At 71.9% G+C, this 13,788-nt stretch carries 9 protein-coding genes; 4 read left to right on the top strand and 5 right to left on the bottom strand.

The window, feature by feature from the left end; genetic code table 11:
* Positions 1-131: 131 nt before the first annotated feature.
* A complete protein-coding gene (locus LX15_RS00365; RefSeq protein WP_253667395.1) occupies positions 132-1,970 on the top strand; it encodes a carbamoyltransferase C-terminal domain-containing protein in 1,839 nt (612 codons plus the stop codon).
* 214 nt (positions 1,971-2,184) lie between these two features.
* On the opposite strand, the gene LX15_RS00360 is transcribed toward LX15_RS00365, so the two are convergent.
* The 3 genes from LX15_RS00360 to LX15_RS00350 all read right to left on the bottom strand — a co-directional run bounded on the left by LX15_RS00360 (position 2,185) and on the right by LX15_RS00350 (position 6,561).
* Positions 2,185-3,918 (bottom strand): ABC transporter ATP-binding protein, encoded by a 1,734-nt coding sequence (locus tag LX15_RS00360; RefSeq protein ID WP_253667394.1) that lies wholly within the window; start codon positions 3,916-3,918, stop codon positions 2,185-2,187.
* Entirely contained in the window at positions 3,915-5,741 is a 1,827-nt protein-coding gene (locus tag LX15_RS00355) for an ABC transporter ATP-binding protein (RefSeq protein ID WP_253667393.1), read from the bottom strand. The genes LX15_RS00360 and LX15_RS00355 overlap by 4 nt, the downstream gene beginning before the upstream one ends.
* A gap of 250 nt (positions 5,742-5,991) precedes the next feature.
* Positions 5,992-6,561: a TetR/AcrR family transcriptional regulator gene (locus tag LX15_RS00350; protein WP_253667392.1), complete on the bottom strand. Its 570-nt coding sequence runs from the start codon at positions 6,559-6,561 to the stop codon at positions 5,992-5,994.
* Positions 6,562-6,684: 123 nt separating this feature from the next.
* Here LX15_RS00350 and LX15_RS00345 point away from each other — a divergent pair, with 123 nt between their 5' ends.
* Complete coding sequence (locus LX15_RS00345) at positions 6,685-8,037, top strand: MFS transporter (RefSeq protein ID WP_253667391.1); 1,353 nt, start codon at positions 6,685-6,687, stop codon at positions 8,035-8,037.
* On the opposite strand, the gene LX15_RS00340 is transcribed toward LX15_RS00345, so the two are convergent.
* Positions 7,973-9,535, bottom strand: coding sequence for an FAD-binding oxidoreductase (locus LX15_RS00340; protein ID WP_253667390.1), 1,563 nt, complete (start codon positions 9,533-9,535; stop codon positions 7,973-7,975). The two genes, LX15_RS00345 and LX15_RS00340, sit on opposite strands and share 65 nt — an antisense overlap.
* A 19-nt stretch (positions 9,536-9,554) precedes the next feature.
* A complete protein-coding gene (locus LX15_RS00335; RefSeq protein ID WP_253667389.1) occupies positions 9,555-10,652 on the bottom strand; it encodes an FAD-dependent monooxygenase in 1,098 nt (365 codons plus the stop codon).
* A gap of 174 nt (positions 10,653-10,826) precedes the next feature.
* Here LX15_RS00335 and LX15_RS00330 point away from each other — a divergent pair, with 174 nt between their 5' ends.
* Both LX15_RS00330 and LX15_RS00325 read left to right on the top strand, forming a co-directional pair.
* Positions 10,827-12,398: an aspartate aminotransferase family protein gene (locus LX15_RS00330; RefSeq protein WP_253667388.1), complete on the top strand. Its 1,572-nt coding sequence runs from the start codon at positions 10,827-10,829 to the stop codon at positions 12,396-12,398.
* Positions 12,399-12,494: 96 nt separating this feature from the next.
* Positions 12,495-13,673 carry a glycosyltransferase gene (locus LX15_RS00325; protein ID WP_253667387.1) on the top strand — a complete coding sequence of 393 codons (1,179 nt, stop codon included), beginning with the start codon at positions 12,495-12,497 and terminating at the stop codon, positions 13,671-13,673.
* Positions 13,674-13,788: the final 115 nt, after the last annotated feature.

Genomic DNA, 13,788 nt, shown 5'->3' with positions numbered 1-13,788 from the left:
GCTTCCCGGCAGCGCCGCTGTCGCGGTGCCGCTGCCGGACGACCCGGCCGCCGAACCGGCGGACCTCGAACTCCGGAGTCCCTCCCGGGAACCGGAGTGTCCGCAACCGCCGAGCGTCAGGGAGAAGACCGGTGATCGTGGGCTTGAACTACAGCGCCATGCACGACAGTTCCGTCTGTGTCCTGGACGACGCGGGGCGGGTTGTCCACGCGGTGTCCGAGGAGCGGTTCAGCAGGGTCAAACAGGACGGTCGCTTCCCGAGGGGCGCGCTGTCCCGGATCGCCCTCGACGAGGTGGAGGCGATCGGTGTCCCCTACTCCAGGGAGGAGCCGCCGCCCGTCGCCAGCGCGGAGGTCTTCCGGGACGTCCTGCTCGCCAGGAGTGAGCCACTGGCGACCAACCCCTGCCCGGAGCAGTGGCTGCGGAACCTGGAAAGTCTGGGGCGTCCGCTGCTGTTCTTCGACCACCACGAGATGCACGCCTACGCCGCGTTCGTCCTGTCCGGACTCTCCGAGGCGCTCTGCGTCACCTCGGACTACGGCGCCTACTGCTGCCCGGTGTCCACCGGGGTCTTCCACGTCTCCGCCAATCGCGTCCAGAGGTTGGCGGCGGCAGGGCACCACGAGCTGGAGCCGCTGGCCGCGATGTACACCGACGTCACCGCCCTGCTCGGGTTCACGCCCACCAAGCACGAGGGGAAGGTCACCGGGCTCGCGGCGCACGGGATCCCGGCCGACGAGGTCAGGGACGCGCTCTGGAAGATCCACGAGGACGTGCGCCGCGACCGCTACCGGCTCTACGACTGGGTTGGCGTCCTCGACGAGGACGTGCCTCCGTTCCTCGAACCCAACCGGCACCTGGTCGCCGAGTACCGGGCGCGGCTGCCGTACGGCGACGCGGACCTCGCCCGCGCGGCCCAGGACCTCCTTGAGGAGAAGATGGGCCGGGTGCTGGAGTGGGTGGCCGAGACGTACGGGACCGACCTCCCGCTGCTGCTGTCCGGCGGGCTGTTCGCCAACGTCAGGCTGAACCTGCACGCGGCCCGCATCGGGTTCCGCTCGCTGTTCGTCTGCCCGCCCATGGGCGACGAGGGCCTGGCGGTGGGCGCCGCCCGCGCCGCGTACGAACAGGTGGTCGGCCCCGTCGCGCCGGGCGGCGGCAGGCCGCTGTCGATGGCGTTGGGGCCGACGCCCGGCCCCGTGGAGCGGGTCCTCCGCGACCTCGGCGTGCGCTACCGCCGCGAGAGCCCCTCGGTCGTGCGGGACACGGTCGTCGCCACGCTGGCGGCTGGCGGCACGGTCGCGCTGGTCAGGGGTGCGCAGGAGTTCGGGCCGCGCGCGCTGGGGCGACGGTCGATCCTGGCCTCGGCCCAGGACCCGGAGATCAACGACCGGCTCAACCAGAAGCTGCGACGGACCGAGTTCATGCCGTTCGCCCCGCTCCTGCGCGACGTCCGGTTCGACGAGGTGTTCGACCTGAGCGACGTGCGCGGCGACGTGAGCCCGTGTCTTCCGTTCATGACGATCTGCCTCCCGGTGCGCCGGGAGGTCGCGGCGCGCATCCCCGCGGTGGTCCACGTCGACGGCACCGCGCGTCCCCAGGTGGTCCGCGAGGAGGACGACCCCGAGCTGTACGCGCTGTTGGCCGCCTACGAGGAGACGACGGGCGCGCCGGCGTTGATCAACACCAGCTTCAACATCCACGACGAGCCCCTGGTGTCCGACACGACGGACGCCGTGTCCGCGTTCCTGGTCGCGGAGCTGGACCTGCTGGTCGTCGAGGACTGCCTGGTGCCGCTGGAGCACAACCGCGAGGCCGCCGCGCTGGTGCGGGCGACCGAGCGGGCGGCGCTCGCCGTCGGGAAGGCGCGCCACAGGGCGCTCAACGAGAGCTTCGGCCGGCAGATCGTCGACGGACCCGGCCGGTTCGACCCGCACTTCGTCGCGCTGGAGAACGGGGAGGCCCCCTGAGCGCCGACGGCGGCTCGGGAGAGCGGCGTCGGCAGGTGGGAGAACAGCACGGCGGGCGGGAGAACGGTGACGGGACGGTGGTCCTCGCATCGGACGAGGACCACCGTCCCGCGTCGGCGCCGGCGGGGCGCCGAACCGCACCTGGGTCGGTCGGGGGACCACTCCCGGCCACGCCGACAGCCGGGGGTGGGCTCCACCGAACACCCACGGTGGACTAGGTGGCGATGTGCCAGCTCCTGGCGTGCTCGTACTGGTTGTGCAGGCGGGCGAAGGTGCCGCCGGTGCGCAGCAGGTCCACCGGGGAGCCGAACTCCATGACCCGCCCCCCGTCGAGGGCGACCACGAAGTCGGCGGTGGCCAGCGTCGCCGGGCGGTGCGCGATCACGATCACGGTCCGCTCGGGGTCCCTGGCCAGGTTGGCGATGGCCTCGCTGATCGCGCCCTCGTTCTCCGGGTCCAGCGCCGAACCGGCCTCGTCCAGCAGCACGATCCGCGCCCGCTTGAGGAAGGCCCTGGCGATCGACACCCGCTGGCGCTCGCCGCCGGAGAGCTGCGCGCCGCCCTCGCCCACCTGGGTGTCCCAGCCGTCGGGCAGGCGCTCGATGACCTCGTCGAGCCGGGCCGCCCGCGCCGCCGCCTCCAGCTCCTCGCGCGTGGCGTCCGGCCGCGCCAGGCGGAGGTTCTCCTCGATGGTGGTGTCGAACAGGTACACGTCCTGGAACACGATCGCGATCTCGCCGAGCAGGGTCGCGTGGTCGAGGTCCCGGACGTCGACCCCGCCGACCCGCACGCTGCCCGAGTCCACGTCGAAGAACCGGGCCACCAACCGGGTGACCGTGGTCTTGCCCGAACCCGACGGCCCGACCAGGGCCGTGGTCGTGCCGGGGCGGCAGACGAACGACACGTTGGACAGGGCGGGGGTGTCGCCGTAGGAGAAGGTGACGTCGTCGAACTCGATCGAGGCCTCCTCGATCCGGCGCACCGCGTTCTTCTTGTGCGGCAACGCCGGCGTGTGCAGGATGCTCTCCACCCTGCTGATCGCGTTGTCCATCGCGTGCAGCGTGCCGAGCAGCTCGGTCAGCGTGCCGAGGGGTTCGAGGAACCGCACGGCCAGCACGAGCAGGGCCACGGTGTCGGGGACGGCCAGACTGCCGTTGAGCAGGAACTGGGCCCCGAACACGAGCACGGCGACGAACCCGACCATCACCACGCCGGTGTAGGTCAGGTCGGGGAACAGCGAGCGGCGCAGACCCCGGAGGTAGCGGTCGCGGTGGTCGTCGAGCGCGTGCCGCATGCGGGCGCTGCCGGTGGCGCCGACGCCGGCGGCCCGCAGCACGGGCTGGGCCTGGCCGAACTCGATGGCGCGCCCGGCGATCTCGACGGCGGCCTCCTCCAGCTCGCGGTCGGCCTCGGAGGTGATGCGGCCGGCGCGGCGCAGCGCCAGGAACGCGATGGGCAGGATGATCAGGAACACCAGCGCGAGCCGCCAGTCCACCACGAACGTCACCGCCACGACGGTGATCGGCACCAGGGTGCCGGTGATGGCCGGCGGCCCGAAGGTCGCGGCCAGGTGGGCGACGTTGCCGGCGGAGGTGGTGACCGTCCTGGACAGCCGCGCCTTGCGGTCGCCGGTGAACCAGCCCAGCGGCAGCGTGGCGACGTGCCGCATCAGGTGGTGCCGGAGCTGGGCGGCCAGGTGCATGCTCGCGGCGAACCCGACGGGGGTCGCGATCACCTTGAGCGCCCAGTACACGAGGACGCCGATCCCGCCGGCGACCAGCCACGGGGTGGCGGTGGCGAAGTCGGGCTCGGGGCGCAGCAGCGCGCGCAGGATCGGCACCAGCGACCCGAGCAGCAGTCCCTGGAGGACCGCCAGGACGACGTGCAGCACGGTGAGTCGGACGAGCAGTCCCGGATGTGGGTACAACCGGTACATGTGGCGGATCACGCGTTGTCTCCGTTCTGCTGGGCGCGCCACATGCGGGCGTAGAGCCCGTTCCTGGCGAGGAGTTCCTGGTGGGTGCCCGACTCCACCAGCCGGCCCTCGTTCAGGACGAGGATCTGGTGGGCGTGGGCGATGGTGTGCAGGCGGTGCGCGATCACCAGCACCGTCTTGCCGGTGACCAGCTCGGACAACGCGTCCTGCACGGCGGTCTCGCTGTCGGGGTCCAGCGAGGCGGTGGCCTCGTCCAGGATGACGATGGGGGCGCCCGACAGGATCGCCCTGGCGATCGTCAGCCGCTGCCGCTCGCCGCCGGACAGCCCGCCGCCGGCCGCGCCGTCGAGGACGGTGTCATAGCCCTCGGGGAGGCGCTCGATGACGTGGTGGATCTGCGCGGCCTTGGCGGCCTCGCGGACCTCCTCGTCGGTCGCCTCGGGCCGGCCGATCCGGATGTTCTCCCTGACGGTGTCGCGCAGCAAGACCACGTCCTGGAACACCAACGACATCGAGGACAACAGCTTGTCCGACGCGATGTCCCTGAGGTCGACGCCGCCGATGCGGATCGCGCCGCCGGTCACGTCGTAGAACCGCGGCACCAGGCTCGCCAACGTCGACTTGCCCGCACCCGAGGGACCCACGATGGCGGTCACCGTGCCGGGCTCGCAGACCGCGCTGATCTCCTCGACCGCGTTGCTCACCCCGTCGTAGGAGAACGTCACCCGGTCCAGCTCCACCCGGTGGCCGGTGGGGCGCCGCGGGTTGGCCGGCTCGGGCAGCGGCTCCTGCGCCAGCAGGCGCTCGATGCGGCCGGCGGCCACGCGGGCCTTCCGCAGGCCCTGGGTGCCCTGGATGATCGGGGTGAACGAGGTCGGCAGGCCGATGCCGACGACGAGGAACGGCAGCACGTCGGGGAAGCCGAGCCACCCCGCGCTGACGAACCCGACGCCGGAGGCCAGGACGACGGCCAGCACGGTCATCTCCGAGCTGAACACCTGGGCCAGCGCCGAGCTGTACCGGGTCTCGTCGACCCAGACCCGCAGGGCCTCGGTGTGCTCGCGGACGGCCTCGGCGAAGCGCTCCATGATCCGCCCGCCGGTGCCGAACGTCTTGACCACGGTGATGCCGTCGGCGTACTCGACGCTCGCGGCGCTGATCCGCCCCTCCGCGGCGATGAGCCGGGCCATGTGCGACGACATCGAGCGCATCGCGGCGCGGTAGCTGATCACCATCAGCAGCGGCACCACCAGGGTGATCAACGCCATGCGCCAGTCCACGAACACCAGGTAGCCGAAGCCGACGACCAGGGCGGTGATGCCGCAGACGATCTCCCCGAGGGCGTGCGCGATCAGGTGGTGCATCTCCTCCAGGTCGTCGGTCATCGCCTTCTTGACCTGGCCGGAGCCGGAGGCGCGGAACCAGCCCAGCGGCACGACGCCGAGCCGGCCGACGAGCCGGGTCCTGATGTCCCGCAGCACCTGGGCGTCCGCGGTGTGGCCCACGTGGGAGGACAGGCCGAGCAGCACCAGGCGCAGCATGGCGCCGGCCCCACCGATGGCGACCCACGTCCACACCGTCCCGGCGACCGACGCGACGTCCGGCGCGCCGAGCACCGTGCGCGCGATCTCCGCGATGGCCACGTACGGGGCGAACCCGCACGCCGCGGCCACCGCCGACAGCACGGCGCACGTGATCAGGTGCGGGCGCACCCGGCGCAGCAGGCGCGCGGCCGAGTCGGCGCGGATGAGTCGAGGTTCGCTCTCGACCACGGGCTGTCCTCGCCGGTTCGGGGTCGCGACTCGCAGCTCCCCGGTCGTGGTCGTCGTTGTCATCGATCTGCCTTCCTCATCGTGGTGTCTGATCACGCCGAGTCAGATCACGCCGTGTCGGATCACGCCGCCCCGAGGGCGCGCACCTCGTCGGTGCGGACCACATCATATGACTGATAGTCAGTCACGTCTGAGGGTAGGCTACCCTAACGGTGGACGCCAGGGGTGTCGGAGTGTGACGGACCAGGCCGTGGGGTGTCCCGGAGGACACGACAGGGGGATCAGCGCGATGCCAGAACCGGCATCCTCGCCGTTACTTCGTCAGGTGTGGCGCGGGAACGACCACGAGCGCGCGGCAGAGGCGGGCCGCCTCGGCGAGCATGCGGTCCCGGTCCTGGGGGAAGTGCACGATGTGGTCGGCGATGCCGTGCATCGCGTGGTAGAGGACGACCGCCGTCGCCTCGGGGTCCACCAGGTCGGCCCCGATCTCCCGCAGCAGGTCGTGCAACGCGTCGACGGAGGGGTTGCGGGTGGGCGTCTCCGGCCGGGTCATCGTGTGGAACAGCAGGTCGTGCAGGCGGATGTCGGCCAGGTGCTCGTCGATGCCCGCCAGCATCCACTGCTCCACCCGGGCGACACCGTCCTCGGCCGTCCGCGCGGCCTCACGCTGACGGGCGACGAAACGCTCGACGTAGCGCTCGCGCAGGGCCGTGATCAGCTCATTCTTGTTGGCGAAATGCAGGTAGAACGTCCCCTTGGCGACACCGGCCCCCACGGTGACGTCGTCGACCGTGAAGGAGTCGACGCCGTTGCGCAGCACGAGCGACTCGGCGGCGTCGAGCAGTTCACTCCGCCTCTGCTTGCCCGGCTTCGTGCGTGGCACGTCATCCCCTTTCGCCCTACCCAGCGTATCGGGCGCATCGGGGGACACCCCTCACTACCGGGTTCCGGATCAGCCAGCCGTGTCTGACTGTCAGTCAGTCATGATAGTAGGGAGCCCCTCGACATGGGAAGAACGGACGAGACGTCCCGCCGGACCGCCCCGCAGGGCCGGGCGCCCGCGCCGTCGGAGGACGGCGCGGCACCCCTGTCGCGACGACAGCGCATGCTCGTCATCGCCTCGCTGTACCTGGTCTCCGACATCGGGTACTCGTTCTTCTTCGGCGCCCTCGGCACGATCCTGCTCGCGCGCGGCGTCTCGCTCGGCACGGTCGCGCTGATCAACCTCCTCACCATGGTCTACTTCGGCCGGTTCCTCGTCGGGCCGCTGGTCGACCGGTTCGGCTCCTCCCGGCACGGGCACTACCGGAGCTGGCTCATCCTCACGCAGGTCGTGCTGGTGCTGATCCTGGTGGCGCTGGCGGCGGTCGACCCGGTCGAGCACCTGCCGGCGACCCTGGTGCTGATGGTCGGCGTGCTGCTCGTCTCGACGTTCCACGACACCGCCATCAACGGGCTCGCGGTCCGCATCCTGTCCCCCGCCGACGCCGGCATGGCCAACGGCATCCAGGTCGCGGCGGCCAGCCTGTCGTTGATCATCGGCTCCGGCGGCGCCCTCCTGCTCTACTCGCACGTCGGGTGGACCGCGACGGTGCTGTCCGTCACCGCGGTGTTCGCCGTCCCCCTGATCGTCCTCGCCCGCTTCGTCGAGCCGCCGGCCCCGCGCGGCGCGGGCCGCGCCGCGCCGTGGCGCGCGCTGGCCAGCTACTTCCGCATCCGGCGCAACGCCGTGTGGACCCTGCTCGTGATCCCCTTCTTCCTGCTGGGCGACTGGCTGGCCAGCGCGCCGCAGTCCGCCATGCTCCTGTCCGCGGGGTGGTCGACCGACCAGATCGGCTTCGTCCAGTACACCCTGGCCACGGGGGCCCAGATCGTGGCGGCGCTGGTCACCGGGACGATCATCACCCGCTACGGGCGCTCCCGGCCGATGGTGGTGATCGGCATCGGCAGCGCCGTCGCGCTGGCCGCCACCCTCCCACTCGCCTTCGGCAACGGGCACGTGGGGCTGACCTCGACCGCCCTGATCCTCATGGCGATCACCTACGGGGCCAAGCTCACCTGGATCTCCACGGTGTCGCTCGACCTGGCGCGCGGGGCCTCGGGAGCGACCGACTACACCGTCCCCGTCTCCATGACCGGACTGGGCAGGGTCGTGCTGACCTCGGTCGGCCTCAGCACGGCCGGACTCGTCGGCTACCCGTGGCTGGTCGGGCTGTCGGTCGTCTTCGCGCTGCTGAGCACCGGGGTGGCCGCGGCGGTGGTCCGCGGCTATCCCGGAGCCCCTCGCGAGACGGTCAGCGCGGCGGCCGGATCGACAGAGCGTGTCGGAACACGTTCCGGGGATCCCACTTCGCCTTGACCTCCTGGAGGCGCGGGTAGTTCTCCCCGTAGTACAACGTGTGCCACGGCACGCCGGAGGTGTTCCACTCCGGGTCGGCGAGGTCGATGTCGGGGTAGTTGACGTAGGCGCCGGTGTTGACCTCGTTCGGCACCGGCACTCCCCCGGTCTCCGCGTGCACGTCACGGTAGAGCTCCCGCATCCACCGGATGTGCTGGTCGTCCTCGGCGGGGTCGTTCCACGCGGCCATGTAGAAGGTCTTCACCACGGCGCCGCGCGGGATCGCGGTCGCCGAGGGCGACACGGTGTTCACCCTGCCGCCGTACCCGATGTACTCCATCGACGAGTTCGGGCCGTGGTAGTCGGGGTCGGTGAGGTGCCGGTAGGCCGCGACGAGCTGCTCCTCGGTGTGCGGGCCGCGCAGGTCGGCCGACTTGACCTTGCGGCGCGCCGCGATCGCCCACGGCCCGGTGTCGGGCACCGCCAGGTACCGGCTCGCCGCCAGCCACGGCAGGGTCTGCCGGCGGACCAGCGGGGTGACCCCGACGCCGGCGTTCAGCTCGTCGAGGAACCGGTCCCAGCGGGACGCGGCGTCCGGCCGGTCGGCGGGGATCTGCGTGTGCATCGCGACGTGGCCCGCCGACTGGTGCATGCACCGCATGAGGGCGTACAGGTCCACGTTGGGCGAGTCCACGTCGCTGTTGGCAAGCTGCCACCGGACGAAGTTGCGGGCCAGCCGGACGAAGGCCCGCTCGGTCAGCTCGGGCCACGGCCACTCCACCTCGGCGATGTGCACCATCCCCGGCGCGCGCGGCAGCAGGCGGGCGGGGTCCGTGCCGGTGGCGTCGGGCGAGCGCATCCAGTAGCGGGTGATGACGCCGAAGTTCCCGCCCCCGCCGCCGGTGTGCGCCCACCACAGGTCCCGGTTCGGGTCGTCGTCCTCGCGGGTGGCCACCACGGTGGAGGCGACGCCGTTCTCGTCCACGACGACGACCTCGACCGCGTGCAGGTAGTCGACGGTCAGGCCGAGCAGCCGGGACATCGGGCCGTACCCGCCGCCGCAGATGTGCCCGCCCGCGCCGACACCCATGCAGAACCCGGCGGGGATGGTGACTCCCCAGCCGCGGAAGAGCGTCTGGAGGACCCGGCCGACGGTCGCGCCGGCCTCGATGACGAACGCGTTGCGCTCCCGGTCGAACCCGACGTGCGACATCGGGGAGAGGTCCAGGATGACCTGGACGTCCGGGGAGGCGACGAACGCCTCGCCGCAGTGGCCCCCCGAGCGCACCGTGAGGCGCTTGCCCGCCGCGACCGCCTCGCCGACCGCCTGCTCGACCTGCTTCGGCGTGTGGGCCAACCGGAAGTACTCGGGGCGCGCGACGAACCGGTAGTTGTCCGCCCTGGCCAGCAGGTCGTAACGCACGTCGTCCGGCGTCACGATCTCCGCCGCCGGTGCGGGCGCGTCGACCACACCGTCCAATGTGGACGACTGAGGCGCCCGCTCGGCGAGGTGTTCCATCCGTCTCCTCCTACCGCGATCACACGAGGTCCCTGCCGGCGGCGTGCACGGCGCCCTCGGGCCACTTGTCACGTCGTTCTCCGTCGCGGGGGAACAACTCCCGGACACCGATCACCGACTCGGCCTGGACGAGTTCGGTGGCCGGGCGGTTGTCCGACTCCCAGTTCCTGAGCGCGACCGGGACGTCCCTGGCGTCGGCGACCGCCCTGGCCAGCCTGAGCGCGTTCATCACCGCGGTGCCGGCGCCCTGGCCGAGCGTCGGCGGCATCGCGTGCGCGGCGTCGCCGACGACCGCCACGCGCCCCACCGACCAGCGCTCCAGCCGCAGGACCTCGTACCGGTCGTAGCGCGGGGCCGGCGGCAGCTCCGCGAGCAGGGGCCGGAGGACGGGGAAGGTCTCGCACCACACCGCCGGATCGAGCGGTTGGCGCAGTGCCTCGTCCGTGTGGACCGCGCCGAGCAACAGGTACAGCTCGCGCTCGTCGCAGGGCACGTAGAGGACGCGCCGCCGCAGTCCCGCGTCCAGGAAGTTCAGGTAGTTGCGCCACCGGCCCCGGAACTCCGGCACCCTGGCGAGGGGAACGAGGAACCGGTACATCCCGTACGGGAACAGCTCGTGCCCGGCCAGCAGCCCCAGGCTGTCGCGGACGCGGGACCGGATCCCGTCCGCGCCCACCGCGAGGTCCGCCGGCCACCGGGCGCCGTCCTCGGTGACCAGCACGCCGCCGGGCTCCGCCGCCACGACCCGGGAGCCGGTGCGGATCTCGACGCCGGCGGCCTCCGCGGCGGTGAGCAGGGCGGTGTGCAGGGTCCTCCGCGTCATCGTGACCATCCGCAGGCCGCCCGGCAGCGGCAGCGGGCGGATGCCCAGCTCGTTGTCGTCGGAGTCCCGTTCCTCCCACTGAGAGGCCTCGTAGGAGCGGGCCAACACCCACTCCACGACGCCCAGTTCGGTCAACACCCGCAGACCGTTCGTCCACAGGAAGATCCCGGCGCCGAACGCTCGGGGGCGCGGGCCGGCCTCGTGGACACGAACCCGCCAGCCGCGCCGGGCGAGCTCGGTCGCCACGGTCAGCCCGGCGAACCCCGCGCCTGCGACCTCTGCCGTTCGCGTCACGGCCTCACCCTCGCAGGGCCGTCATGGCGGCTCAACATGGCCAATGGTTCGAGTCCGACATATGTCGCGCGATGTAAGCCCGTTGTGACCGGGGCGGGGAGCGTCTCTAATGAAGGTCATCCACGCACCGCTCCCCCGCCGGCACACGCCCCCGTCCGGACGAGAGAGGCAGAAATGAGCGCTTCGTCTCCCGCACCCGTCCTCGCCGACTCCGCGCTGAACCAGTGGCTGGCCAGCATGGGTCTGGCGGTCGAATACGTCCGAGCCGAGGGGAACACACTGTACTACCGGGACGAGAACGGACGGGAGGTTCCCGTCCTCGACCTGGCGTGCGGTTTCGGCTCCCTGCTTTTCGGCCACAACAACGACGAGATCGTGGAACACGCGAAATCGGTGCTGGACGCGCGGGTCCCGTTCCACGCGCAGCTTTCCGTGCTGCCACACGTCAACGCGGTCGCCAGCGAGATCAACAGGATCATCCGGCGGGAGACGGGGACGGACCAGTACTACTCGGCCATCTTCGCCAACACCGGCGCCGAGGCGAACGAGATCTGCATGAAGCACGCCGAGCTGGAGCGGCGGGGCCGCGTCTCGGAGCTGCGCGCGGAGATCGACGAGCACGTGGCCGCCGTCAGGGCGGCGGCCGGGGGCGGGCGCCTGTCGGTGGCGGAGGGCCCGCACGTCCCCACGGGCGCCCACCAGGACGTCGCGAGCCTGCTGACCGCCGTCGAGCAGGAGAACGCGGAGCGGCTGGCCAACGCCCGACCGGTGTTCCTCGCGCTGGAGAACGCGTTCCACGGCAAGTTGGTCGGCAGCATCCAGCTCACCCAGAACGCGCAGTGGCGGACCCCGTTCACGGCGTTGGCCGCGACGGTCCGGTTCGTGCCCGCCGACCAGCCCGACGACCTCGCCAAGATCATCGAGGAGGAGCGGCGCACGCTGCTCGACGTCGTGGTCGACGGCGACGTGGTGCGGGTGGTCGCGCGGGACCTCCCGACCATCGCGGGGTTCTTCGTCGAGCCCGTCCGCGGCGGCGCCGGCATGAAGCCGGTGACCCCGGAGTTCGCGCGGGAGATCCAGAACGCGTGCGCCGCCATCGGCTGCCCGGTCATCGTGGACGAGGTGCAGAGCGGCTTCGGCCGCACCGGGACCTTCCTCGGCAGCTCCCACATGGGTCTGCGGGGCGACTACTACACCTTCGCCAAGATCATCGCGGGCGGCGTCACGAAGAACTCGGTCGCGCTGGTGCGCCAGGACCGGTTCCGCCCGGAGTTCGAGGTGATCCACAGCTCGACCTTCGCCAAGGACGGCTTCTCCGGCGCCATCGCCCTCAAGGTGCTGGAGATGCTGGAGGCCGACGGCGGTCGGGCCTACCGGATGGTCCGGGAGCGCGGCGAGAGGCTGGCCGGGGCGCTCAACGCCGTCCGCGCCGACTTCCCCGACGTCATCAAGGAGGTCTGGGGCATCGGCCTCATGCTGTCGGTCGAGGTCGCGGACCAGAGCGACGCGGCCTCCGAGCGCATCAGGGAGGCGGCCCAGTCCGGCACGTTCGGCTACCTGCTCTCCGCGTTCCTGTTGCGCGAACACCACATCCGCGCGCTCCCGGCCGGACCGGGGACGCGGTTCCTGCGCGTCTCGCCGTCGATCTACATCACCGACGACGAGATCGCGCGGACGGAGGCGGCGCTGCGTTCCCTGTGCTCCGCGCTCCGCGACCAGGACGACCAGCGTCTGCTGCCGTCCTGAGGCCCCTGCCCTCCTCCAGGTCGTCGGCGTCCGCGTCCTGCCCTCTCCGGACGACGACGTCGTGGGGAACGTCGGTCACCTGGCTTCGGAGGTGCGATGCGCGTCCTCTTCTCCAGCATTTCCACCTATGGCCACTTCTTCCCTCTCCTACCGCTCGCCGTCGCCACCGCGCGCGCCGGTCACCACGTGGGTTTCGCGGTCAACGAGTCCCTGCACCCGTACCTGTCCGGGCTCGGGGTGGAGCCGATCCCGGCGGGGCCGCCGATCTCCGAGGCGTTCGCGGAGGCGGGGCGCCAGTTGTTCGGCGAGCGGGCGAACCACGACGAGCTGACACCCGCGCAGTGGGAGACGTTCGTCGCGGCGACCTTCGGCTCGGTGCTGCCGAGTCGCTATGCCGAGGACGTTGGGCGCGTTGTGGCGCGGTTCCACCCTGATCTGGTCGTCTACGACTCGGTCTGCGTAGGCGCGGGGATGGCGGCGGCGCGCGCGGGGACGCCGGCGGTGGCCCACGGGCTCAGTCATCACTCGCTGAACGTGCTCACCCCCGAGTACGTGCGCCGGGTCGACGCCGTGGCCGAGGAACTCGGGCTCGCCATGTCCCTCCGGGAGCCGAACCCGCTTGGTCACCCGTACCTGGACATCTATCCCGCGTCGATGCAGGACCCGGACTTCGTGGCCAGGGCCACCCGGTTCGCGCTGCGCCCCGTGCCGTTCTCCCGGCCAGCGCCCCTGCCCGAGTGGGTCCGGTCGAGGGACCGCGGCCGGCCCCTGGTGTACGTGACGCTGGGCACCGAGGCGGGGGCGGAGGGGGCGGACGACCTGCTCAGGGAGATCGTCCACGGCGTGGCGGCGCTGGACGCGGACGTCCTGGTGGCGACGGGGCCGAAGCTGACGACGGCCCTGCTCGCGGACGCGCCCGACAACGTGGTCGTCGAGTCGTGGGTGCCGCAGGCCGAGTTGTTGCCGCACCTCGACCTCATCGTGCACCACGCGGGCTCCGGGACGATGCTCGGCGCGTTGGGGCAGGCGGTGCCGCAGTTGGTCCTCCCCCGGGGCGCCGACCAGTTCGTCAACGCCGAGGCGGTGGTGGCCGCGGGCGTCGGGGTGCGCCTGCTGCCCGACGAGGTCACCGCGTCGTCGGTCTCCGGCTCGGCGCGGCGCCTGCTGGACGACGGGGAGTTCCGGGTGGCCGCCCGCCGCGCCGCCGAGGAGATCGCCGCGATGCCGTCCCCCGAGGAGGTCGCTGGTATCCTCCCTCGACTCGCCGGGAGATGACTCGCGGCGGAGCGCCGCCACCACGACCGTTCCGTCCTACGCCACGGGGCGCCCTTCGGCGCCCCGTGGCGTTGTCGTTGGCAGCGTGCGGTTTTCCCCTCCGTGTCACGCCGCC

It is taken from the genome of Streptoalloteichus tenebrarius, assembly GCF_024171885.1.
Lineage (GTDB): Bacteria > Actinomycetota > Actinomycetes > Mycobacteriales > Pseudonocardiaceae > Streptoalloteichus > Streptoalloteichus tenebrarius.
This window is presented reverse-complemented; position numbering and strand designations above follow the sequence as displayed.

Excerpts from the sequence above, each read along its gene's own strand:
- LX15_RS00330 (WP_253667388.1), top strand. The coding sequence starts at position 10,827 with ATGAGCGCTTCGTCTCCCGCACCCGTCCTCGCCGACTCCGCGCTGAAC.
- LX15_RS00345 (WP_253667391.1), top strand. The coding sequence starts at position 6,685 with ATGGGAAGAACGGACGAGACGTCCCGCCGGACCGCCCCGCAGGGCCGG.
- LX15_RS00325 (WP_253667387.1), top strand. The coding sequence starts at position 12,495 with ATGCGCGTCCTCTTCTCCAGCATTTCCACCTATGGCCACTTCTTCCCT.
- LX15_RS00340 (WP_253667390.1), bottom strand. The coding sequence starts at position 9,535 with ATGGAACACCTCGCCGAGCGGGCGCCTCAGTCGTCCACATTGGACGGT.
- LX15_RS00355 (WP_253667393.1), bottom strand. The coding sequence starts at position 5,741 with ATGACAACGACGACCACGACCGGGGAGCTGCGAGTCGCGACCCCGAAC.